Below are 20,512 nucleotides of genomic sequence, written 5' to 3'. Positions count from 1 at the left end.
GGCGCTCCCGTCAGTTGGAGAAGTACAGGTACTTCCACGAGCCGTACGTCGTCGAGTTGACGTTGTCGCCCGAGGAGTTGTTGATGTACGAGGAGCGCATGCGCACCTTGATGCCGGAGGTGCCGGGGGCCTCCAGGCGCACGCCGGACTTGCCGTTCGACGCGAGCTTGAAGTACTGCGGGCTGCCGTCGGTGGTGTACCACGAACCGGCGTAGTAGACCTGCATGTCCATGCGCTGCTTGCGGCCCGGGTAGTACGTCATCGTCGTGGTGAGCAGCGGGTCGGTGTTCTTGTGGAACCAGTAGTACGAGTGCGAGCCGATCTTGGCCGTCTTGTACTGCTTCGTCACCGCGGTGGAGTTCTTCACCTTGGCGTAGCCCGTGGCCTTGACGGTCTTCGACTTGTAGCGGGCGTCGCCCTTGAAGATCGCGGTGACCTCGGTGTCCCGGGTCATGTCGATCTTCGCGGAGATGTTGCCGCCGGAGCTGACGGTCCCCGTCTTGATCAGCTTGTTGGGCTTGTCGCCGCCGTAGGGGTTGGCCCAGATCTCGACCGTGCGGTTCTTGTACGTCGTACCGAGGTGCGCCGTGAACGTCACGTCGGTGCCGTACGAGTAGACCTTGCCGTTGTTGTTCAGGCTCAGCGAGGCCGAGGCGCGCGAGACGTCGACCTTGTCGCTCGCGGTGACCGCGGAGTGCCCGGCGTCGCCCGCGTACGACACCTTGTAGGTGACCGTGCCGCCGGCGGGCGGGGTGTCGGAGAAGGAGTACGTGCCGTCCGACTTCACCGTGACGGCGGGCAGCGCCTTGCCGCTCGGGGAGTCCAGGTCGGTCCGGGTGACCTGGAGCTTCGCGCCGGCCGGCAGCGGAACCGTCGCCGTGAGCTTGCCGGTGACCGTGAGCTTCTTGGCCCGCGTCGCGCTCGACGGGGCGTTGACCGTCAGGGTCGGGCTGTTCAGCGCCGTGCCGGTGAGCACCTTGAGGCCGTAGCCGCCGTCCGCGCTGACGAGCGCGAAGACCCGGGAGTCGTCCGGCGCCCAGGCGAGGTCGGCGGTCTGGGCCGTGCCCTGGTCGTACGTGTGCAGCGGCAGGGTGGCGTTGGGCTGGTACGTGAGGATCTTGGAGCCGTTGACCTGGGCGAGGAAGCCGTTGGAGGCGACGTCCGCGAACTGGCCGTTGGGGTAGGAGCCGGCGGCCTTGAAGGAGCCGTCCGCGTAGGCGTCGCGGTCCTTGCCGTTGACCAGCACCTGCTTGCCGCCGGGCACCAGGTCGATGTCGCCGATGCCGCTGTTCAGCGAGTAGTCGCCGTTGTGCCAGGCGACCAGGGCGGGCTTGCCGCTGGAGACGTCGAGCACGGCCATCGAGGCCGTGGACAGCCCGGTCTCGCCGACGGCGAGGATGCCCGGCTGGGTCGGATCGGTGTCCAGCAGGGCCTGGCCCCAGATACCGACGGACGTGCCCTCGGTCGGTATCTGCTCCATGGTCACCGGGTCGGTGCCGCTCGCGGGGTCGACCGACGGGTCGACGGAGCCGATGTTGCCGTCCCACTGGTCGCCGTAGGAGAACCACACCTTGCCGCCGCTGAACGCGACATGGCGCGGGCCGGTGTTGGTGGGGACGGTGTAGCGGGCCTTGAGGCCGAGGGTGCTCGCGTCGATGGCCCAGATCTCGTGGATCTCGGGCGCGGCCGCGTACACGGTCGCCCCGTCGTCCGAGACCGCCAGGTCGCTGACGCCCGTGACGCCCTTGATCGAGCCGAGGACCGCACCGGAGTAGTCGGCGGCCACGACGGTGCCGTTGGCGCTGTCGCCGACGAACACCCGCTTCACGACGCCGTCCACGGCGAGGCCGCCGGGCGTGGTGACCCGGGCGGCCGGAGCGGCCGAGGCGGTGCCGGCGGTACCGAGACTCAGAGCGGCCGAACCGAAGAGGACCGCGACAGCCGTCGCGATCGAGATGCTGCGCGTACGCACAGTGCTGTTACCCCCACGTGGAACCCGGTACGAGACCGGGGAGACGAGTGCGCCGCGCAGCACCCGGACATGACCACGGAACTGCGGTGATGTGCGGGGCGCGGCTGCTGTGAGCAGCGTATGGCATGGCTGTGACAATTGAGGAGAGGTTTTCGGGTGTGCGGAGATCACGTGTATGCGCTTGATTTCCGCATGAGGAGGGTGAACATCGTCCGACCCGAGACGGCCGCGCTGCGCTGCGCAGGGGCACGGAACCCCGTAAGGCGGGAGCCCGTTCGGTGATCAGACCTTGTTGACCCGCCAGGCGATCACGCCGGTCGAACCGGGGTTTCCTCGGACGTCCACGCGCAGTGGACCCCGGCCCGTGAACCGCTCGAAGACCGCCGACCCGTCGCAAGGGATCCGCTTCTTCGGGCCTGCGTCGCGGGGAGTGAACGCGGTCTCGGCGCCACCGTGGCCGACGCACACCACGGTCAGTCCGTAGGTGGTGCCGGCAGCCAGGTCGGGCTGAGTGTGCACACCGTCGGTCACCCGCTCGGCACCCGACTCGACCATCGAACTGTCCGCCTCCGTCACGGCGTCCAGGGCCGCTTGCGCCTGAGCGGTCAGTTGCTTCTGGGACGGTGGGGCGACGCTCCGCGGAGGGGCAGTCGTCGAGGGATGGCCGTTGGGTGCGGAGCCGTGGGATGTGCAGCCCGTCAGGCAGAGGAGCGTCAGCAGTGCGCACCTGAGGGGACGGCGCGTCCGACGCTTCACCGGTGGCCGCGAACTGTGCCGCTCGCCCAGGTAGTTCGGTGTACGCCGGTGGCCCATGGTCGCTCCCGTTGGTGATGGAACGCCTGGCCGGCGATCGCATCCCCGACCCTATGAGTGCGACATGTGCGCTTCAGGCGAAAGATCCTTTTCCTGAGCACAATTTGAGCAACTCGCCCGAAGGAGGCTGGAGTTCACTCTCGGCGGCCGGGGTCTCTCTTCGGTCCGCACAAGGCTCGGGCCCGGTCGGTGACGTGACCGGCCGGGCCCGAGGTGATGATCCTGTTCAGGGGCGGGTCGTCGCGCCCAGGGCCGAGCCCCAGGCCGCCTTCGTCGTCGGGTGGTCCAGGTACTCCGGGTTGACCAGGATGGAGTTCGTGCCGGTCGGGCCGGTGGAGGAGCCCGGGATGACGCTGACCGCGCCCGTGCCCAGGTACTTGCCCGGGACGCCCACCGTGAGGTCGGCCCTGCCGTCCGCGTCGTAGTCGCCCGCCGCCACCGCCCTGCCGAACAGGTCGTTGCCCTCGCTCGCGCCCGCCACACCCGGCGTGTCCAGAGTGATCGTCTGCTGGTGCGCCGGGTCCAGGCCCGATCCGGTGCCCTTGACGACCGTCACCGCGCCCGCGTTGTTGAAGCCGTCCGGGTCGGGCGCTCCGGTGTCCGAGGTGACCAGGTCGGCGTGGCCGTCGCCGTCGAAGTCCGCGAGGGCGGTCGCGCTGCCGGGCTGCGGCGATCCCCCGAAGGCCACACCCGAGCCGAGGCCCGAGGCCGTGCCCGGGTACATGCGGAGCAGGTAGTCGTCCGGGCCGTCCGAGAAGTTCGTGTCGATGACGATGTCGTCCTTGCCGTCGCCGGTGATGTCACCGGTGACGATGCTGTACCCCGCGAACGGCAGCCCCGTCTTGCCCAGCGCCTTCGTGGTGAGGCCCGTCGCCGAGCCGGCGAGGACACCGAGCGTGCCCTCGTCCGCCGGGTCGTCGAAGTAGGCGACGGTGGCGAGGTCGGTGTACCCGTCGCCGTTCACGTCGGCCGCCGCGATCTGGCCGGTTCCGGCGCCGCCGCCCGGCGGGGTGTACGCCTTCATGGCGGGCTTCGCCGTGTCGCGCAGCTTGGCCGCGCCCTTCACGACCTGCACCTTCGTCCCCGCCACGACCGCGATGTCGTCACGGCCGTCGTGGTCGAAGTCTCCGACGGCGATCCGGTCGCCGAAGCCCTGACGAGCCGTCGGGGTGGGCGCGTTGAAGGCGATGGCCTTGTTGCTCAGGCCGCCCTTGGCGCCGAACACGACGGTGACCGAGCCGGCGCCCTTGACCGTGCCGATCGCCTCGCCGCCCGCGCCGATGACCAGGTCCGCGTACCCGTCGCCGTCCACGTCGCCGACGGCCACCGCGGACCCGAACCGGTCGCCCGCCTCGGGCGTGCCGGGTATGCCCGCCGTCTGCTGGGTGATGCCCTTCTTCCGCGTGGTGCGTACGCCCTGCGCGGTGCCGTACATCACCGAGACGTAGCCGGCCTTCGCGTGGCCCGCGATCGTGCCGCTGGGGGAGCCGACGGCGAGGTCGCCGAAGCCGTCACCGTCGAGATCACCGGCGCGGGCGGCGGCCGAACCACCGCCGGGTGCCGCCTGCGCGGGCACCATGCCCAAGGCCCCGCCCGTCACCGCCAGCGCCGTCGCGCACGCCGCGAGGATCCGTCGCCGTCCCATGCCGTTCACACTCCCGTGTCGTCCTGCTTCGTCCCGTGCCGTCCGCATACGAGTCCGCCGGTACGCCTACGGGCACGAGGAACTCCGTGCGCTGTACGCCGTACGGCTTCACCACTCCAGACCCTCGGGGCACATGAACGGTTGCCCATGTACGGGTAGAGAACGTGCGAACGCTCCCTCGGTTCAGCGCTGAGTGAGGTCCGGACGAGTGGTGTTCGGCGGTCCCACTCGGGGGAGGACTGACGCCTGCCCCGCGACCCGCTTGCCCCGTGACCCGCCGCCGCGCGGCTCAACTCGCCGTGCGCAGGCGGCCTCTCGACCGGCAGTCGCGGCAGTGGCCCGGGGCCGGGGCGCGGAACGCGCGTTCGCAGCCCTCGCAGGTCTGGAAGGGGTGAACGACGGTGCGATCCGCGGGGAGTTGGGGTGCGCGGACCGGGATCGGGAGCGGTGTCTCCCGCAGGCGGAACGCCAGGAGGCCCGACGGGCGGCCCATGAAGTGGGCGGGGAGGCCCGTGGTCAGCAACTCCGCGATCCTGTACGGCTCCACGCCCGCCGCGAGCCACTCCGTCACCGGCGGTGCCAGGCGGCGCGCCTCCCCCTCCGAGAGGATCAGGCGCGGGTCGATTCTGCGCAGGGAGGCGAGGACGGCTACCGCCCCCGGATCGGCGTCGGCGAGGGCGGGCCCGCCCCCCTCCCGCTGTTCCGGTTCGGGTTGCGTCGGCTCCGGCCGCCCGGACGGCGGCTCCGCCGTCGTCCGCACCGTCGTCCGTACCGGCCTCGATGCGTCCCCCTGCTGCCTCAAGGGGCCTCGCGGGCGCGGTGGTTGAGGCGGGTGGTCGGGATCCGTGTCACTGCCGGGGACCGTGTAGAAGTACGTCCGCGTTCGGATCTGTCCGGTGGAGATCCGCTCTCGGCGTCGCTCCAGGTACCCGGCCCCCTCCAGCTCCCTGAGGGCCCGTGAGATCAGGATCTCGCCCTCCGTGAAGTGCTCGCACAGTGCTGCGATGCTCACGGGAGAGCCGTCCGGCAGGGAAGAGATGTACGCCGCGACGCCGATCGTGACCGCGCTGCCGCGTCGCTGCGCGAGGACGTTCGCGAGCACCGTGAAGTCGGCGGTGAGGCGGGTGCGTACGTGGATCACGCCGGAGGTCGGAGCTCCGGCGTCGGCGCGCAGGCGCGCGTTAGACTGTGAATCAGCCATCGGGAAGCTCTTTTCTTCCTGCTGGTAGCCATCGGGAAGGTGCTTCTTCCTGATGGGTCAGGCCCTCGTTCGGGATTGCCGTCCCGGCCGGGGGCCGTCTTCGTTTGCGGTTGTCGCGGCGAACGTAACCGTCCGTATCCCTCCGTCGCAAGCGCGTCACCCGGACGGGTGACATGCGCGGGAGGGTGGGTGGGCGGGTAGTTCTTTCTCCCGGTTCTTGGGGAGGTCAGCGGGCCGCCGGTCCCTCGCGGACAAGGATCCGGCGGGGCCGACAGACGGAGGGTGACCAGGGCCCGGCTCGCTCAGACCCGGAGCTCGCCGACCTTCAACTCGCCTATGAACAGGGTCCAGACGCCGACTTCGAAGGCGAGTACAGGCCCGCGCGGAGCCTTGCTGTCACGCACGGGGACGACGCCCGGGACTCCGTCCAGCACCTCCACGCAGTCGCCTCCCGCCTGATTGCTGTAGCTGCTCCTGCGCCACTCTGCGTCGTTCCGTTCGGGACGGGATATTCGCGCCACGGTAGGTGCCCTCCATCGCGGACCGGATCATGTCGAGCGACATGAGCGGGGGCAGGGCCGCCGCCCGAAGCCGATCGTAAATCACCGTGTAGCGACTGACGTCGGCTGTTTCCTCGATGAGTTGGCCGTAGTCCGACCCCTCTGTGTAGGCCGCCGATGTCCCGTCCGGAAGGCTCAGGATGGTGAGCGATCCGCCCATCGCCTCGTGCCCGCCCTGATCGAACGGCAGGACCTGCACCCCGAAGCCGGATTCGCCCGCGGCGTCGAGCAGTTGGGCCAGCTGCTCCCGCATCACCTTCGGTCCGCCGATCGGGCGCCGGAGTACGGCCTCGTCCAGAACGACCCACAGGCCGGGACGGTCCGGCGACCGGAGACGCCCCTGCCTGGCGAGCCGGGCGGCCACGCGTTCCTCCAACTGCTCCTCACCGCTGAGGAGTACGTCGAGACTCAGGACGGCCCGCGCATACGCCTCGGTCTGCAACAGGCCCGGGACCACGTGGGCCGCGTACTGGCTGATGGAGACCGCCCGCCCCGACAACTCGATGAACTTCCGCGACCAGTCCGGAAACGCCTCCCGATACACGTACGGCCACAGCTCGACGAGCAACTGGTCCGCGCCGAGCGCCTCGTCGAGGGCCCGCGCCAGCTCCAGCGTGGGCTTCGCGCCGGAGGCCCGCTCGATCTGGGTGATCCGGGTGCTCACCACGTGGGTCCTGCGGCCCAGTTCCGCCTGGGTCAGCCCCGCTTCCGTACGGAGCCGGCGCACCCGTGAGCCGAAGAGCGCCGCCATCGACGTACTGGGGTCGATTCCGTTGGCCAAGGCGTCACTTCCGTTCCTTACGAACCGAAAGGTAAGGCTCTGTCACCTACCGAGCGTAGGGGCGTCCGACGACTCTTGAGTACGGAACGTGACGACTCGGGGACGACGGCAAGGACGGACACGCTGTGCTGACAGGAACGACCACCTCGGACGAGGAGCCCCCGACGGATGCGGACCCGGAGGCGGACCCGGACACCGGGGCACTCACCGCACCGTTCGCCTCCTCGCCGCGAGGTGCCCGGCTCGCCCGGCGTCTCGCCGTACGGCGGATGGAGGAGTGGGGTTACGCGCCGGAGTCGGACGCGTCCTGCGCGGTCGCCCTCGTCGTGGGCGAACTCACCGCGAACGCCGTGCGGCACGGTCACGTCCCGGGACACGGCTGCCGGCTCCGGCTCGGCCTCGACGCGGACGCGGGGCTGGTCCGGATCGAGGTCAGCGACGCGGCCGCCGCGAAACGGCCGCCCGCCGCCCCGCCCCCGGCGTATCCCGACGGCGAGTCCGGGCGCGGCCTCCTCCTGGTGGACGTCCTGGCCGCGCGCTGGGGCTGGACGCCTCGGCACCCCGTGGGCAAGACGGTGTGGGCGGAGGTGCCGACGCAGCCGGCGACCTGACGGGGACTCCCGCGCCGCGTGATCGGCACGCCGGCCCACAGCCGCCTCGCGCCTCCTCCGGGCGATCGGGCGACCGGGCGGTCCGGCACGGCGCGCGGCACAGTGGAGACATGGACACGGACGGAGTCGGCGGCACGAACGGCAGGGACGATCTGGGGACCCGCGCGCGCGGTGTGGCGACGCGGCTGCCCGCCCAGGATCTGGAGCGGGCCCGGCGCTTCTACTCGGAGGTGCTCGGGCTCGACCCCGTGGACGAGCGGCCCGGCGGGCTGCTGTACCGGTGCGGGGACGGCGAGTTCGTGCTGTTCGCGTCGACCGGGTCCTCGCCGGGGACCTTCACGCAGATGGCGTTGGGCGTCGACGACATCGAGGCGGTCGTCGCGGAGCTGAAGCGCCGCGGTGTGGTGTTCGAGGAGGTCGACCTGCCGGCGCTGCGGACGCGGGGCGGGATCGCCGAGGTCGAGGGGAACTACCCGAGCAAGGGGGCCCGCGGGGAACGCGGCGCCTGGTTCCACGACAGCGAGGGCAACCTGATCGGCGTCGGGGAACCCGTCGTCTGAGCGCCCGCGGGCGGCCGTACCGGCCGGCCCCGCCGCGAAGGCGCAGGTCGCCGCCCTCTTCCGTACAAACGACCGCCCTCTTCCGTACAACCAATCGCGCCCTCCAGGTGTCTCTCCCCTACCCGGACCACGATCCGGCCGAGTTCCTGGAGAACCATGCGCATACGTACCGCCGCGGCCGCCACCGCCGGCACCCTCGCCCTGCTGTCGTTCGTGACGCCCGCCGCGCACGCCGACACCAGGAAGGGCGACACCGCGTTCACCTCGCTGTCCTTCAGCAGGACGACCGTCAACGTCGGCGTGAGCAAGACACAGGCGATGACCGTCACGGCCACCGCCAAGGACGGGTCCGGGATCAAGGACATCTACGGCGCGAAGCTGGTCAGCCCCGACAGCCGGATCGTCCACCCCGACTCCGTCTCCTGCACCCGGCCCTCGTCGACGAGCCTGAAGTGCACCTACAAGTACGCCCTCGACGCGAACCGCACCGACTACTACGACCTCAAGAACAGTTCGGCGGGGACCTGGCACTTCACCGCGGAGGCCGCCGCCAAGGACGGCGACTTCTACGACCTGGAGACCAGCGCGCCGGTCAAGGTCAAGCGGTTCGCCGAGCTGGCGAACACCCAGGCCTCACCCGAGCCCGTCACCAAGGGCCACACCCTCACCGTCACCGGGAAGCTGACCCGGGCCAACTGGGACACCAACGTGTACGCCGGGTACACCGGGCAGTCCGTCGCGCTCCAGTTCAAGAAGTCCGGGTCCTCCTCGTACAGCACGGTCAAGACCGTCACCAGCGACAGCAGCGGCAAGGTCAGGGCCACCGTCACCGCGCAGTCCGCCGGCACCTGGCGCTGGAGCTTCGCCGCCACCGGCACCACGAGCGGGGCCACCGCCTACGGGGACGGCGTCGCCCTGAAGTAGGGCATCGGGGGAGCCTGCGCCACCGGTGCCGGACGAACGCGAAGGGCCCCGTCAGGACGACGGGGCCCTTCGCTTCGTACGGACACGATCAGCCGCACTGGCACGGATTGCCCGACTGGCAGCCGCAGCCGCAGCCGGAACCGCAGCCGCAGGCGCCGAACAGCGGGAGACTCCTGATCTCGGCGGGCTGCCGGGTGTCGCGGTCCTGCGTGGGATCGGGCGTGCTGGGGGATTCGGCCATGGGACCCTCCTTCAGGCACGGAGGCGTGCGGGGCGGACCGCGCCGCACAGCTCCTGTTCGCCCATCTCATGCCCACTCGGCCCGGCGCATCAACAGCGCACTGGGGCTTCTCGCGCGCCCCGGGCGTGAATCCCACGCCCGGGGCGAGGGGGCTCAGACCCCTTCGACTCCGGCGGCCGGCTGGATGTCGGGCTGGATGTCCGGCTGCAGCTCGTCCGCGTGCTCGCCGGTGACCAGGTAGACGACGCGCTTGGCGACGGACACCGCGTGGTCGGCGAAGCGCTCGTAGTAGCGGCCGAGCAGGGTGACGTCGACAGCCGTCTCGATGCCGTGCTTCCACTTGTCGTCCAGCAGGTGCTGGAAGAGCGTGCGGTGCAGGAGGTCCATCTCGTCGTCGTCCTGCTCCAGCTGCATCGCCAGGTCGACGTCCTTGGTGATGATGACCTCGGCGGCCTTCGCCATCAGGCGCTGGGCGAGCTGGCCCATCTCCAGGATCGTGGCGTGCAGGTCGTGCGGGATCGCCTTGTCCGGGAAGCGCAGCCGGGCCAGCTTGGCCACGTGCTGGGCCAGGTCGCCGGAGCGCTCCAGGTCGGCCGACATCCGCAGCGAGGTGACGACGATGCGCAGGTCGGTGGCGACCGGCTGCTGGCGGGCCAGCAGGGCTATCGCGCGGGCCTCCAGCTCGTGCTGGAGATCGTCGACCCGCTGGTCGGCCGCGATGACCGTCTCGGCCAGCTTCAGGTCGGAGTCGAGGATGGCAGTCGTGGCGCGCCCGATCGCCGACCCGACGAGCCGGGCCATCTCGACCAGGCCGTCGCCGATCGAGTCAAGTTCCTCGTGATACGCGTCACGCATGTGGTTGTCCCTCTCTTACGTCAGCTTCCGGGGGGTCCGGGGTCCGGGACCGGCCTGTTCCGGCCACCTGGAGGACGGCGGACGGGACCCGTGAACCCCACGCTCCCACGATCCGGCTCGTACGCGTCCGTTTCCGGCACCCCAAATGAACCAACACTGGCTCCTGGGTGAACTCTGGGCGACGAGTGTTCGAGGTCGCACTCGGATGGCTGTGGCCAGGAGCGACGGCATGCCTAACCTGGGTGCATGGACGTGAACGCGGCGGTCGCCGCAGCGGCAGCGATCGCCGGAGTACTTACCGGTGTCATCGCCATGCTGGCGTTCCGCTGGAGCGAGCGCGACCAGAAACGCCCGACCCGCACTTCGCTGCACACGGACCCGGTGCTTCCGCCGGGTGTCGACACCGTGCTCTCCGTGCTCAGGTCATCGGCAGTCGTACTCGACGAAGCGGACGCCGTGGTCAAGGCCAGTTCGGCGGCGTACGCCCTCGGACTGGTGCGCGGCGGCAAACTCGCCGTCGAACCGATGCTCCAGATGGCGCGTGACACCCGGCGTGACGGGGAGATACGCCAGGTGGAGCTGGATCTGCCCAGAAGGGGGACAGGAAGGGGAGAGGCGCTCGCCGTCTCGGCACGGGTGGCTCCCCTCGGATCGCGCCTGGTGCTCCTCCTCGTGGAGGACCTGACGGAGGCCCGGCGCATCGAAGCCGTACGCCGTGACTTCGTCGCGAACGTGAGCCACGAACTGAAGACGCCGGTCGGCGCCCTCTCCCTGCTCTCCGAGGCCGTCATGGACGCCTCGGACGACCCGGAGGCCGTGGAGCGCTTCGCCGGACGCATGCAGATAGAGGCCACCCGCCTCACCAACCTCGTCCAGGAGCTCATCGACCTGTCGAGGGTGCAGAACGACGATCCGCTCGAGGACGCCGAGCCCGTCCGCGTCGACGAACTCGTCGCCGAGGCGATCGACCGCTGCCGCCACCAGGCCGGCACCAAGCAGATCACCATGGCAGCCGGCGGCACCGCCGACCTGAGCCTGTGGGGGAACCGGGGCCAGCTGGCCGCCGCCCTCGGCAACCTCGTCGAGAACGCCGTCAACTACTCGCCCGCCCGCACCCGCGTCGGCATAGCCGTCCGCCGGGTGACGGCACCCGGTGGGGAACACATCGAGATCGCCGTGACCGACCAGGGCATCGGCATCTCGGAGAAGGACAAGGAGCGCGTCTTCGAGCGCTTCTACCGAGTAGACCCGGCCCGCTCCCGTGCCACCGGTGGTACGGGGCTGGGACTGGCCATCGTCAAGCACGTGGCCGCCTCGCACGGCGGGGAGGTCACGGTGTGGAGCTCCGAGGGTCAGGGCTCCACGTTCACCCTGCGGCTGCCGGAGGCGAGTGCGGCCCGCGACCGCGTGACCGATCACCACATGCCCGGCCTCGACGAAGAGGACGAGACCGAGCAGCCCGACGGGACGACCACCGTCACATCCCCGTACGAACCGCTTCCTGCCCCGGAGGTCCTTCCGTGACCCGTGTGCTCGTCGTCGAGGACGAGGAGTCCTTCTCCGACGCCCTGTCGTACATGCTCCGCAAGGAGGGTTTCGAGGTCGCCATCGCGACCACCGGGCCCGACGGACTCGACGAGTTCGAGCGCAACGGCGCCGACCTCGTCCTCCTCGACCTGATGCTGCCGGGCCTGCCCGGCACCGAGGTCTGCCGCCAGCTGCGCGGCCGCTCCAACGTCCCGGTGATCATGGTGACCGCCAAGGACAGCGAGATCGACAAGGTCGTGGGCCTCGAAATAGGAGCCGACGACTATGTCACCAAGCCCTTCTCCTCCCGGGAGCTGGTCGCCCGCATCCGGGCCGTCCTGCGCCGCCGCGGAGAGCCCGAGGAGGTCACCCCCGCCGCGCTGGAGGCCGGGCCCGTCCGCATGGACGTCGACCGTCACGTGGTCACGGTCTCCGGCTCGAAGGTCGACCTGCCGCTGAAGGAGTTCGACCTCCTGGAGATGCTGCTGCGCAACGCGGGCCGCGTGCTGACCCGTATGCAGCTCATCGACCGGGTCTGGGGCGCCGACTACGTCGGTGACACCAAGACCCTCGACGTCCACGTGAAGCGCCTGCGCGCGAAGATCGAGCCGGACCCGGGCGCGCCCCGCTACCTGGTCACGGTGCGCGGTCTCGGCTACAAGTTCGAGCCGTAAACCGGCCCCACGCTCCACTGACACGACGAAGGGCGGGACCCCCGGGAGGGGTCCCGCCCTTCGTACGTGTCAGCTGCGTGCCCGCGGGCCGCCGGGAGCGCCTGAGGCCCTCCCGGACGCCCGGTGCGGGGTCACTGTCCTGCGGACGCCGAGGAGGTGGCCGTGGCCGTGCCCGCGGCGGACGACGACGCGCCCTCCGACGGCTTGCCCGACGTGGACGCGGACGGGGAGCCCGTCGCCGAGCCGGACGGCGAGGCGGAGGTGCCCGCCGACGCGCCGGGTGCCGACGGCATGTCGCTCGGACCCCACTTGGTGAAGTAGCTCTGGGCCGGGACGACGAAGGCGCGCAGGCTCACGTCACCGGTCTCGCTGAAGCCGAAGGTGACCTTGCGGACGCTGCCGTCCATCAGGGCCGCGCTGGGGCTGGTCAGGGCCGCCGAGGCGTTGTCCTTGCCGCCGAGGACGACCGAGCCGCCGGCCGGGACGGTCACCTGGCCCTTGCCGCCGGCAGGCGTGATCTTGATGGCCCCCTCGCCGTTGAGGCCGATCGAGTCGAGGGTCTGCGCGGTGGTGCCGCTGTTGAACAGCGTCGCGGAGATCACCGCCGGACCGGTCGCCTTGGCGTCGGGCTGGGTGATGACGAGAGCGTTCTGGATCTTGATGTTGCCCACGGAGGTGGCCGCGTTGTCCGGCTTGACCTCCAACGTCTGGGCATCGCTTCCCGCGCCGCACGCGGCGAGTGAGGCGATCGAGAACGCGATGACGGCGGCGGCGGAGGCGCCGCGTCGAAGGCTGCTGCTCACGGCGGCGGCAACTCCTTGAACGTGGGCGAAGCAGGGCGACTCCTGTGTAAAGCCGCCCTAAGGGTCTGTCAGCGGCCTTAGGTTACCGATCCGTTCCCGTGCGACCGCACCCGACCCTCCCCAAGGACCCGACTTTGCTCGACGGAAGGGTGCCGGGGTCCCGCCGCCGCGCCGGACACGCGCCCGGGGGGCTCCGGTGCGCCGGATGTGCGCCCCGTTCTTCCCGACCCGCCCGGGCGGGTCGTCGGCTACTTTGATCGCGCCCTCGTCCGCCATTCACATAAGTTCCGCGGAGCCGGCCTTGCGCATTTCGGGGAATGAATGCCGGCCGCCCGGAAAATCGATCACGGTGCCGGAACAGCAGGTCATCGCGAGCCGATCATCACGTGATCACGCACGTGATCACCGGTCGTCTTGATCAATTCCGGATTCGCTCCGCGCCCGGCCGCGCCCATCGAACGGAGTAGCGGAAGTCGCGCTCCTGGAGGCGGACAAATCGGGATGTTCGGACCCTGGTCAGAGCCCCGGGGTGTGTGTAACGTACGCGTTTCTCTCCGCCTGGACAGCCGCTCCCACCTGCGAATACCCTCTTCCGCTCGCCTCCCGCAGCACGTTCCTGTTGTGGTTGTCAAGCCCCGAGATGTGCCCTGACCTGCGAAAACGCCATTCAGAAGACGCCGTTTCCGTGTTATCCTGGATAGCCACGGAAGGGGTACCTGTCACATGACGTTCAAGGTTGGCGACACCGTGGTCTATCCCCATCACGGGGCCGCGCTGATCGAGGCTATCGAAACTCGCCAGATCAAAGGCGTGGACAAGACCTACTTGGTGCTGAAGGTCGCCCAGGGCGATCTGACGGTACGTGTGCCAGCGGACAATGCGGAGTTCGTCGGCGTGCGTGATGTGGTCGGTCAGGACGGGCTGGACCGGGTCTTCGAGGTGCTGCGCGCGCCGTACGCCGAGGAGCCCACGAACTGGTCCCGTCGTTACAAGGCAAATCTGGAGAAGCTCGCCTCCGGCGATGTCATCAAGGTCGCGGAAGTCGTGCGTGACCTGTGGCGTCGTGAGCGCGAGCGCGGACTCTCCGCCGGTGAGAAGCGCATGCTCGCCAAGGCGCGCCAGATCCTGGTGAGCGAGCTTGCTCTCGCGGAGAACACCAACGAGGACAAGGCCGAGGCCCTGCTCGACGAGGTCCTCGCGTCCTGACGCCGGCTCAGTCGCCGAGACGCCAGCCGTCTTGACGTACGCACCAGCCCGCGCAGCTGCGCAATGAATGCCGCGGTGCCCGATGACGCAATTGCTGTCGCCGGGCGCTGCGGCATGTTCGTACCCCGACACACCCGGTCCACTTCGCCCGGCCCACTTTCACCCGGTCCGACCAGGTCCACCGGATGTTCACCCGGCATCGACTGTCCCCCGCCGTACCGGCATGTCCGATACTCGATGTGCCCGGCGGCCGACTCGACCGGATGTCACGGAAGGGTCCCCGGTCAGGGCGTCACGCCCGGCACTCCCCCTCTCTCCGAGCAGGGGGTACTCACCAGGCCATACCCATACCGGTCGAGCACACAAACCTGACAGGAACCGATGTCTGACGTTTCGCTTCCCGCGCCGTCGGGGTCCCGTACCGCAGCCGTGATTCCGGCCGCCGGACGAGGCGTACGCCTTGGTCCGGGCGCCCCGAAGGCACTCCGCGCGCTCAACGGAACGCCCATGCTCATCCACGCGGCCCGCGCGATGGCCGCGTCCCGCGCGGTCTCCCTGGTCGTCGTCGTGGCCCCGCCGGACGGCGCGGCCGAGGTGAAGTCGCTGCTGGACGTGCACGCGCTGCCGGACCGCACCGACTTCCTCGTCGTCCCCGGCGGCGAGAGCCGCCAGGAGTCCGTGAAGTACGGGCTCGACGCGCTGCCGCCCGGCATCGACATCGTCCTCGTGCACGACGCGGCCCGCCCGCTCGTGCCCGTCGACACCGTGGACGCCGTCATCGAGGCCGTCCGGGACGGCGCCCCCGCCGTCGTGCCGGCGCTGCCGCTCGCCGACACCGTCAAGGAGGTCGAGCCCGCGGCCGTCGCCGGGGAGCCCGAGCCGGTCGTGGCCACACCCGTCCGGGCGCGGCTGCGGGCCGTCCAGACGCCCCAGGGCTTCGACCGCGCCACGCTCGTACGCGCCCACGAGACCGTCCGCGACGACGTGACCGACGACGCGAGCATGGTCGAGCAGCTGGGCCTGCAGGTCGTGGTCGTGCCCGGCCACGAGGAGGCGTTCAAGGTGACCCGCCCGCTGGACCTGGTCCTCGCGGAGGCGGTTCTGGCGCGACGGAGGCTCAACGATGGGTTCTGACCCGGCCGGCCAGGCCGCACCCCAGGCTCCGGCGCCCGTGCTCCCGCTCGTCGGGATCGGCACCGACATCCACGCCTTCGAGGAGGGCCGGGAGCTGTGGTGCGCCGGTCTGAAATGGGAGGGCGAGGGACCCGGACTCGCCGGGCACTCGGACGCGGACGTCGTCGCGCACGCCGCCTGCAACGCCCTGTTCTCCGCGGCCGGCCTCGGTGACCTCGGCGCCCACTTCGGCACCGGGCGGCCCGAATGGTCCGGCGCGTCGGGCGTCGTCCTGCTGACGGAGGCGGCCCGGATCGTCCGCGAGGCCGGCTTCACCGTCGGCAACGTCGCGGTCCAGGTCGTCGGACCCCGCCCGAAGATCGGCAAGCGGCGTGACGAGGCGCAGAAGATCCTCTCGGACGCGGTGGGCGCCCCGGTGTCGGTGTCCGGCGCCACGACGGACGGCCTCGGCTTCCCGGGCCGGGACGAGGGACTGATGGCGGTCGCCACCGCTCTGGTCGTCCGGACGCCCTGAGCCGACCACCGTCGCGCGAGGGCGAACGATTCAGCCATTCCGGGATATTCGCATCCGTATGGGTCGCTCCCCTCGTGTCGCCCGGTCGTGTCGCTCCGGTCGCGGACACCCCCGCGATCCGACCGCCGCTCGCCCCGAAGGCACCCTCTGCGGAGCCCGACGGGACGGGCGGCCCGCCGTTTGTCACGAATCCGTGGCCCTTGCGCGGGAAGGGTCGCGGGGCACTACCCGTGGCCCACTACCCTGGAGTGGTGACCATTCGCCTGTACGACACCAGCGCCCGGCAGATCCGTGACTTCACCCCGCTCGTGCCGGGTTGCGTCTCGATCTACCTCTGTGGCGCCACCGTGCAGGCCGCACCGCACATCGGTCACATCCGCTCGGGCCTGAACTTCGACATCATGCGCCGCTGGTTCGAGTACCGCGGCTACGACGTGACGTTCATCAGGAACGTCACGGACATCGACGACAAGATCATCGCCAAGTCGGCCGACCAGGGCCGCCCTTGGTGGTCCATCGGCTACGAGAACGAGCGCGCGTTCAACGACGGCTACGCCGCGCTCGGCTGCCTGCCGCCCACCTACGAACCGCGGGCGACCGGGCACATCCCCGAGATGATCGAGATGATGCGCGGGCTCATCGAGCGCGGTCACGCGTACGCGTCCGACGGGAACGTCTACTTCGACGTCCGGTCCTTCCCGGGCTATCTCCAGCTCTCCAACCAGGAGCTCGACAACCTGCTCCAGCCGTCGGGCGAGGGCGAGACCGGCAAGCGCGACCCGCGTGACTTCGCCATGTGGAAGGCCGTCAAGCCGGGCGAGCCGAGCTGGGAGACGCCGTGGGGGCGGGGCCGTCCCGGCTGGCACCTGGAGTGCTCGGCCATGGCCCACAAGTACCTCGGCAGCGCCTTCGACATCCACGGCGGCGGGATCGACCTGATCTTCCCCCACCACGAGAACGAGATCGCGCAGGCCAAGGGCTTCGGCGACGAGTTCGCGGAGTACTGGGTGCACAACGCCTGGGTCACCATGAGCGGCGAGAAGATGTCGAAGTCCCTCGGGAACTCGGTCCTCGTCTCGGAGATGGTCAAGACGTGGCGCCCCATCGTGCTGCGCTACTACCTCGGCACCCCGCACTACCGCTCGATGATCGAGTACAGCGAAGAGGCCCTGCGCGAGGCCGAGTCGGCGTTCGCGCGCATCGAGGGCTTCGTGCAGCGGGTCGTCGAGAAGGCGGGGGGCGTCGTCGAGCCGTCCGCCGAGGTGCCGCCCGCCTTCGCCGAGGCCATGGACGACGACCTCGGCGTCCCGCAGGCGCTCGCCATCGTGCACACGACGGTCCGCCAGGGGAACTCCGCGCTGGCCGCCGACGACAAGGAAGCCGCCGTCGCCCGCCTCGCCGAGGTGCGCGCCATGCTCGGTGTCCTCGGACTCGACCCGCTCGACCCGCACTGGGCCGGCGAGGGCGACCGCGGCGACGATCTGCACGGCGCGGTCGACACCCTGGTCCGGATGGTCCTCGACCAGCGCGAGGCCGCCCGCACCCGCAAGGACTGGGCCACCGCGGACGCCATCCGCGACCAGCTGAACCAGTCCGGCCTGGTCATCGAGGACAGCCCGCAGGGGCCCCGGTGGACGCTCGGGCCGCGCTGAGCACCCGCTCCGCCGGCCCCGGCCGATCACCCTCGACCTTGATCGATTGTGCCGCCCGGGCCTCCGGGCGGCACACTTCATATACGTACGTACGCACGCCTCACACAGACAGGTAGGTCATGGCCGCTAACAACCGCCGCATGTCCGGCAAGAAGGGCGCGCAGGTCGGCAGTGGCGGCCAGCGACGCCGGGGCCTCGAAGGCAAGGGTCCGACCCCGCCCGCCGAAGCGCGCAAGGGACACAAGAAGAACCGCGTCGCCAACGCCAAGGCGAAGCAGACCCTCCGCAAGCCCGCTCCCCGCGGCCGCGGCGGCAAGGGCACGTCCGAGATGGTCGTCGGGCGCAACTCCGTCGTTGAGGCGCTGCGCGAGGGCGTGCCCGCCTCGACGCTGTACGTCCAGCAGTTCGTCGACAACGACGAGCGGGTCCGCGAGGCGCTCCAGCTCGTCGCCGAGCGCGGCGGCATCCACCTGATGGAGGCCCCGCGTCCCGAGCTGGACCGCATGACCAACGGCCTCAACCACCAGGGTCTCGTCCTCCAGGTCCCGCCGTACGAGTACGCGCACCCCGAGGACCTCGCCGCCGCCGCGTACGACCAGGGCAAGGACCCGCTGATCGTCGCCCTCGACGGGGTGACCGACCCGCGCAACCTCGGAGCCGTCGTCCGCTCCGCCTCCGCCTTCGGCGGGCACGGCGTCGTCGTCCCCGAGCGGCGCGCGGCCGGCATGACCGCCGGTGCCTGGAAGACGTCGGCCGGTGCCGCCGCCCGTACGCCCGTCGCCCGCGCCGCCAACCTGACGCGCGCCCTGGAGTCGTACAAGAAGGCCGGGCTCGTCGTCGTCGGTCTCGCCGCGGACGGCGATGTCGAGGTCGGTGACCTGGAGGCCCTCGGCGGCCCCGTCGTCATCGTCGTCGGCAGCGAGGGCAAGGGACTGTCCCGACTGGTGGGCGAGACCTGCGACTTCCGCGTCCGGATCCCGATGCCCGGCGGCGGCGAGTCGCTGAACGCCGGTGTCGCGGCGGGAGTTGTGCTCTACGAGGCCGCGCGACGACGCGCCTGAACAAACGTCCCAGTCGTCACCCCCGTGGGGTAATCGGGATGTTCGGGACCACCTTGACGCGGTCCGGACAGATCGACGCGGTCAAAGCAGTGTCCTAAGCACACGTCACTCGGTTAGATGAGTGTGGACACCAGAACACCCCGCACACCCACGGGGGACCGCTCGTCTGGATTCGACGACGTTCCCGCGCTGAGCATGGTGAAGGTGCCGAGCGATCCGGCGCAGGTCATCGTCAATCATGCGAGCTTCCGCGTCCAGCTAGGAGCTGCGTCGCGGGGGCAATCCGCGCGCGTCGCGCGGCACTTGAGCCCCGACGACACCGCGCGGTTCCCCGGCGGCGGTACGCCGGGCAGAGCGGGCGGGGCCGGCGGTGGCCGCCGCCGCGCCCCCGTCGTCTGGAGCGGGAAGTCCGCCCCCGACGACACCGGCGCCCACCGACTGCTGCAGGCCGTACGGAGCGCGGGCGTCGGCCACGGCGGCGGCAGTCTGCCGAACGCCGACGCCGGTGCGACCCAGGTCATCCCGCGCATCGGCGAACAGCCCGGCTACGCGGGCGACCTGACCGTCGACACCGTCGAGACACCCCTCGTCGGCAGCCAGCGCGACCCCGTCGGCGACGAACAGCGACTGCTCCCGCAGATGCGCACCGTCGGCAGCGCCTACGACGAACCGGCCTTCACGGACACCGACTTCGAGGACGACGACCTCGACGGCCCGGGCACCGGCGCTCCCGTCAAACGCGGCGAGTCCGACCCGGCCCGGCACGCCTACCACCCCGGCCGCCGGATGAACCTCGGCGTCGTGCTGCTCCCGCTGCGCGTCTTCCTCGGCTTCATCTCGATCTACGCCGGCATGGGCAAGCTCTGCGACCCCGTCTACTTCGACGGCGGCAAGCGCGGCTCCATGATGAAGTGGCTGAACACGCTGCACCCGTGGGAAGTCGCCGAGCCGCTGCGGCAGCTCGCCCTCCAGCACCCCGTCGGTTCCGGCCTCGTCATCGCCTTCTTCCAGGTCATCGTCGGCGTCCTCACGGTCCTCGGACTGTGGCAGCGGGTGGCCGCCGTCGTCGGCGCGATGCTGTCGGCCGCGCTCATCGTCACGGTCAGCTGGAAGACGGTGCCCGCGTACGACGCGCCCGACATCATCTACCTCGCCGCCTGGTCCCCGCTGATCATCGCGGGCGCCCCGGTCTACTCCGTCGACGGCCGGCTGGCCGGCGAGGCGTGGCGCACGCTCGGACCGCGCGCCGACATCTGGGACCTGCGCGGGCGCGTGCTGCGCCGCGGTGCGATCGCCTCCGCCATCGTCATCGGCCTCACGCTGCTCGTCGGATCGCTGCTCGGCGGTGCCGTCCGCGACTCCGACCGTGTGGTCGTCCCCGGTCCCGGCGAGGCCCCGCGCAACGAACTGCCCGGCTCCCCGCTCCCGGAGACGCCCGGCAAACGGCACCAGAAGGCCACCCCGTCGGCCTCCGAGGCGCCCACGCAGCGCAGCTCCTCGACGCCCTCGCAGGCGGCCACGACGCCCGGCGCGACCCGGGACACCGGTTCGGCCGCCGGCGGCGCGCAGCAGCCGAGCCAGACGCAGGGCAGCAGCGGTCAGGCGCCGCCGCAGCAGACCTCGCCCGCCGAGCAGGCCCCGAGCACCACCGCGGGCCCGACCAACAGCGGCGGCACGTCGACCGGCGGCACCGGCTCCACGGGCGGCACCGCTCCCGGCGGCAGCTCGTCCACCGGGCAGCCGGGTCTGGTCGGCGGTCTGCTGGGCTGACCCCGGCC

20 protein-coding genes are annotated in these 20,512 nt (G+C 70.8%); 11 read left to right on the top strand and 9 right to left on the bottom strand.

The window, feature by feature from the left end; genetic code table 11:
* Positions 1 to 10 precede the first annotated feature (10 nt).
* The 6 genes from ABZT74_RS04400 to ABZT74_RS04375 form a co-directional block, all read right to left on the bottom strand.
* The gene (locus ABZT74_RS04400) at positions 11 to 1,972 is read right to left on the bottom strand and encodes an Ig-like domain repeat protein (protein ID WP_356433351.1); all 1,962 of its coding nucleotides are present in this window, start codon (positions 1,970 to 1,972) and stop codon (positions 11 to 13) included.
* 282 nt (positions 1,973 to 2,254) lie between these two features.
* Positions 2,255 to 2,548, bottom strand: coding sequence for a hypothetical protein (locus tag ABZT74_RS04395; RefSeq protein ID WP_356167330.1), 294 nt, complete (start codon positions 2,546 to 2,548; stop codon positions 2,255 to 2,257).
* A 463-nt stretch (positions 2,549 to 3,011) separates the two neighbouring features.
* Complete coding sequence (locus ABZT74_RS04390; RefSeq protein ID WP_356433350.1) at positions 3,012 to 4,430, bottom strand: hypothetical protein; 1,419 nt, start codon at positions 4,428 to 4,430, stop codon at positions 3,012 to 3,014.
* A 289-nt stretch (positions 4,431 to 4,719) separates the two neighbouring features.
* A complete protein-coding gene (locus tag ABZT74_RS04385; protein WP_356433349.1) occupies positions 4,720 to 5,631 on the bottom strand; it encodes a hypothetical protein in 912 nt (303 codons plus the stop codon).
* Between the two features lie 302 nt (positions 5,632 to 5,933).
* On the bottom strand, positions 5,934 to 6,065 hold the full coding sequence (locus ABZT74_RS04380; RefSeq protein WP_356433392.1) for a DUF397 domain-containing protein: 132 nt from the start codon (positions 6,063 to 6,065) through the stop codon (positions 5,934 to 5,936).
* Entirely contained in the window at positions 6,028 to 6,942 is a 915-nt protein-coding gene (locus tag ABZT74_RS04375; RefSeq protein WP_356433391.1) for a helix-turn-helix transcriptional regulator, read from the bottom strand. The genes ABZT74_RS04380 and ABZT74_RS04375 overlap by 38 nt, the downstream gene beginning before the upstream one ends.
* 155 nt (positions 6,943 to 7,097) lie before the next feature.
* Between ABZT74_RS04375 and ABZT74_RS04370 the strand changes: the two genes are divergently transcribed.
* The 3 genes from ABZT74_RS04370 to ABZT74_RS04360 all read left to right on the top strand — a co-directional run bounded on the left by ABZT74_RS04370 (position 7,098) and on the right by ABZT74_RS04360 (position 9,067).
* Positions 7,098 to 7,583 carry an ATP-binding protein gene (locus ABZT74_RS04370; protein WP_355873502.1) on the top strand — a complete coding sequence of 162 codons (486 nt, stop codon included), beginning with the start codon at positions 7,098 to 7,100 and terminating at the stop codon, positions 7,581 to 7,583.
* Positions 7,584 to 7,693: 110 nt separating this feature from the next.
* Positions 7,694 to 8,143: a VOC family protein gene (locus tag ABZT74_RS04365; protein ID WP_356433348.1), complete on the top strand. Its 450-nt coding sequence runs from the start codon at positions 7,694 to 7,696 to the stop codon at positions 8,141 to 8,143.
* A gap of 156 nt (positions 8,144 to 8,299) precedes the next feature.
* Complete coding sequence (locus ABZT74_RS04360) at positions 8,300 to 9,067, top strand: calcium-binding protein (RefSeq protein WP_356433347.1); 768 nt, start codon at positions 8,300 to 8,302, stop codon at positions 9,065 to 9,067.
* An 88-nt stretch (positions 9,068 to 9,155) separates the two neighbouring features.
* On the opposite strand, the gene ABZT74_RS04355 is transcribed toward ABZT74_RS04360, so the two are convergent.
* Both ABZT74_RS04355 and phoU read right to left on the bottom strand, forming a co-directional pair.
* Positions 9,156 to 9,308, bottom strand: coding sequence for a hypothetical protein (locus ABZT74_RS04355; RefSeq protein WP_356167316.1), 153 nt, complete (start codon positions 9,306 to 9,308; stop codon positions 9,156 to 9,158).
* 153 nt (positions 9,309 to 9,461) lie between these two features.
* Positions 9,462 to 10,163 carry a phosphate signaling complex protein PhoU gene (gene phoU, locus ABZT74_RS04350; protein WP_355873511.1) on the bottom strand — a complete coding sequence of 234 codons (702 nt, stop codon included), beginning with the start codon at positions 10,161 to 10,163 and terminating at the stop codon, positions 9,462 to 9,464.
* 246 nt (positions 10,164 to 10,409) lie between these two features.
* Here phoU and ABZT74_RS04345 point away from each other — a divergent pair, with 246 nt between their 5' ends.
* Together ABZT74_RS04345 and ABZT74_RS04340 are read left to right on the top strand one after the other, a co-directional pair.
* Positions 10,410 to 11,687: an ATP-binding protein gene (locus tag ABZT74_RS04345; RefSeq protein WP_355873514.1), complete on the top strand. Its 1,278-nt coding sequence runs from the start codon at positions 10,410 to 10,412 to the stop codon at positions 11,685 to 11,687.
* Positions 11,684 to 12,364 carry a response regulator transcription factor gene (locus ABZT74_RS04340; RefSeq protein ID WP_009340348.1) on the top strand — a complete coding sequence of 227 codons (681 nt, stop codon included), beginning with the start codon at positions 11,684 to 11,686 and terminating at the stop codon, positions 12,362 to 12,364. The genes ABZT74_RS04345 and ABZT74_RS04340 overlap by 4 nt, the downstream gene beginning before the upstream one ends.
* Before the next feature lie 131 nt (positions 12,365 to 12,495).
* Here ABZT74_RS04340 and ABZT74_RS04335 read toward each other — a convergent pair whose 3' ends face one another.
* On the bottom strand, positions 12,496 to 13,167 hold the full coding sequence (locus tag ABZT74_RS04335; protein ID WP_356167313.1) for a DUF461 domain-containing protein: 672 nt from the start codon (positions 13,165 to 13,167) through the stop codon (positions 12,496 to 12,498).
* A 723-nt stretch (positions 13,168 to 13,890) separates the two neighbouring features.
* Between ABZT74_RS04335 and ABZT74_RS04330 the strand changes: the two genes are divergently transcribed.
* From ABZT74_RS04330 to ABZT74_RS04305, 6 genes are all read left to right on the top strand, one after another.
* Positions 13,891 to 14,373 carry a CarD family transcriptional regulator gene (locus tag ABZT74_RS04330; RefSeq protein ID WP_003953493.1) on the top strand — a complete coding sequence of 161 codons (483 nt, stop codon included), beginning with the start codon at positions 13,891 to 13,893 and terminating at the stop codon, positions 14,371 to 14,373.
* Between the two features lie 381 nt (positions 14,374 to 14,754).
* Positions 14,755 to 15,507: a 2-C-methyl-D-erythritol 4-phosphate cytidylyltransferase gene (gene ispD / locus ABZT74_RS04325; RefSeq protein ID WP_356167310.1), complete on the top strand. Its 753-nt coding sequence runs from the start codon at positions 14,755 to 14,757 to the stop codon at positions 15,505 to 15,507.
* Positions 15,497 to 16,021 carry a 2-C-methyl-D-erythritol 2,4-cyclodiphosphate synthase gene (gene ispF / locus ABZT74_RS04320; protein ID WP_356167307.1) on the top strand — a complete coding sequence of 175 codons (525 nt, stop codon included), beginning with the start codon at positions 15,497 to 15,499 and terminating at the stop codon, positions 16,019 to 16,021. The genes ispD and ispF overlap by 11 nt, the downstream gene beginning before the upstream one ends.
* A gap of 251 nt (positions 16,022 to 16,272) precedes the next feature.
* On the top strand, positions 16,273 to 17,673 hold the full coding sequence (gene cysS, locus ABZT74_RS04315; RefSeq protein WP_356167304.1) for a cysteine--tRNA ligase: 1,401 nt from the start codon (positions 16,273 to 16,275) through the stop codon (positions 17,671 to 17,673).
* A gap of 119 nt (positions 17,674 to 17,792) precedes the next feature.
* Positions 17,793 to 18,734, top strand: a complete 942-nt coding sequence (gene rlmB / locus ABZT74_RS04310; RefSeq protein WP_355873528.1) for a 23S rRNA (guanosine(2251)-2'-O)-methyltransferase RlmB — start codon at positions 17,793 to 17,795, stop codon at positions 18,732 to 18,734.
* Between the two features lie 117 nt (positions 18,735 to 18,851).
* Entirely contained in the window at positions 18,852 to 20,504 is a 1,653-nt protein-coding gene (locus tag ABZT74_RS04305) for a DoxX family membrane protein (protein ID WP_356433346.1), read from the top strand.
* Positions 20,505 to 20,512: the final 8 nt, after the last annotated feature.

The sequence above is a fragment of the Streptomyces sp. NPDC005302 genome, from assembly GCF_040607345.1.
Lineage (GTDB): Bacteria > Actinomycetota > Actinomycetes > Streptomycetales > Streptomycetaceae > Streptomyces.
The sequence above is the reverse complement of the archived record's forward strand: the minus strand, read 5'-3'. Positions and strand labels throughout refer to the sequence as shown.